Origin of the sequence: Frankia sp. AgKG'84/4 (assembly GCF_023242965.2) — a bacterium.
GTDB lineage: Bacteria > Actinomycetota > Actinomycetes > Frankiales > Frankiaceae > Frankia.
Map to the genome: position 1 here is coordinate 1 of NZ_JALKFU020001085.1, position 1446 is coordinate 1446.

Here is a 1446-nt window from a genome sequence, read left to right on the forward strand (position 1 = left end):
CCCGGCACTGTTCTGCCAGCCGCTGTAGGAGGCGGCGCGGTTCAGTTCGGCGAGGAACGTGGCGTCACCTGCCTTGGGCCCCCCCCTGCCGGCCCCCTCCACCACCCCCCCCGCGCGGGGGCCCCCCGGGGGGCCGGGGGCCCCCGCGGGTGCGCCGGGCCGCCGGCGCCGGGGCCGGGGCGACGACCATCGCCTCGTGGCCGTGGTCACGCAGATGTTCCAGGACTCGGCACACCGTGTTCGTCACCCCGTCGACGTGCGGGAGGAACGACTCGGTGATCACGGCTACGCGCACACGAGCACGGTGGCAGGGCAGCAGGCCGTCCCGCGGACGACCAGCCGACTGATACGTGAACGTTCCCGCACAGATTGGTGCGGGGTCGATCGGCGGGCCTGGGGCGGGCCATCCGGACCCCGCGCCGCCGGGCGGGAGCGGTGTCGACCCGCGCACGTCGTTTCCCTCGCCGGCTGCCGAGGAGGATATTGGGGGGCAGGCGAGGACGGGCGGGACGGGTCAGTCACCCAGCCCGCCCGCGAGCGCCGATGTTCCTGCCGGGCAGGCCGAAGCAGCGAGGTGCACGCGTGAGATCCAGGCGGCGGACAGTGCTGATCACGTCTGCCAGCCGGTCCCGGGAGTCGGACATCCACCGCCGGGAGCTGCGCTACCTGGCCTCCATGGCCTTCCGGGTGGTGTGTCTCGTGTTCGCGGTCGTCGCCTTCCACGGCTGGCTGCGCTTCGTCGCCGTCGCGATCGCCGTCGTGATGCCCTGGATCGCCGTCGTCGTCGCGAACGGCCCCCCGGCGCCCGAACGCCAACAGCCGGTCACCTTCGACCCGCAGCAGACGGTCGCGCAGGCCCCGGCGGCGCTGAGCGCCGATCCGCACACCGTCGTCGACAGCGAGGGCTGGGTCGACGAGCAGGGCTGGGTCCACGGCACCCCCGGCCGGCCCACACCGACCCCCACCGACGGGCCGCCCGCGGCGGGCGGCACGGCCGAGTCGGCCGGCGCGGGCAGTGCAGCCGGAGCGGTCGGTACCGAACCGGGTGCGGGTTCCGCGTCGGCGCGGTGAACGTCGTTAGCTTCACCACCGACTACGGTCTCGCGGACGGCTTCGTCGCGGCCTGCCATGGCGTGATCCTGCGCGCCGCGCCGGACACGCGGATCATCGACGTCACCCATCTGGTTCCCCCCGGCGACGTGCGCCGGGCGGCGACCGTGCTCGCCCAGACGGTCGGCTCGCTGCCCCGCGGGGTCCATCTCGCCGTCGTGGATCCCGGGGTCGGCACCTCGCGGCGGGCGGTGGCGCTGCGGGCGGCCGGTGGCGACCTGGTCGGGCCGGACAACGGCCTGCTCATCGACGCCGCCGAGCGCCTCGGCGGGATCAGGACCGCGGTCAGCCTGCCCGTGCCGGCCGGCGTGCCCGCGACGTTCCACGGCCGCGACG

General features: G+C 75.4%; 2 protein-coding genes. Both read left to right on the top strand.

Annotated features, from left to right (window positions below; all coding sequences use genetic code 11):
* The first annotated feature begins 582 nt into the window (after positions 1–582).
* Positions 583–1071 carry a DUF3099 domain-containing protein gene (locus MXD58_RS27485; RefSeq protein ID WP_248840700.1) on the top strand — a complete coding sequence of 163 codons (489 nt, stop codon included), beginning with the start codon at positions 583–585 and terminating at the stop codon, positions 1069–1071.
* Positions 1068–1446: SAM-dependent chlorinase/fluorinase (locus MXD58_RS27490; RefSeq protein WP_250610964.1), on the top strand; the 379-nt coding region annotated here is incomplete at its 3' end. The genes MXD58_RS27485 and MXD58_RS27490, both read left to right, overlap by 4 nt.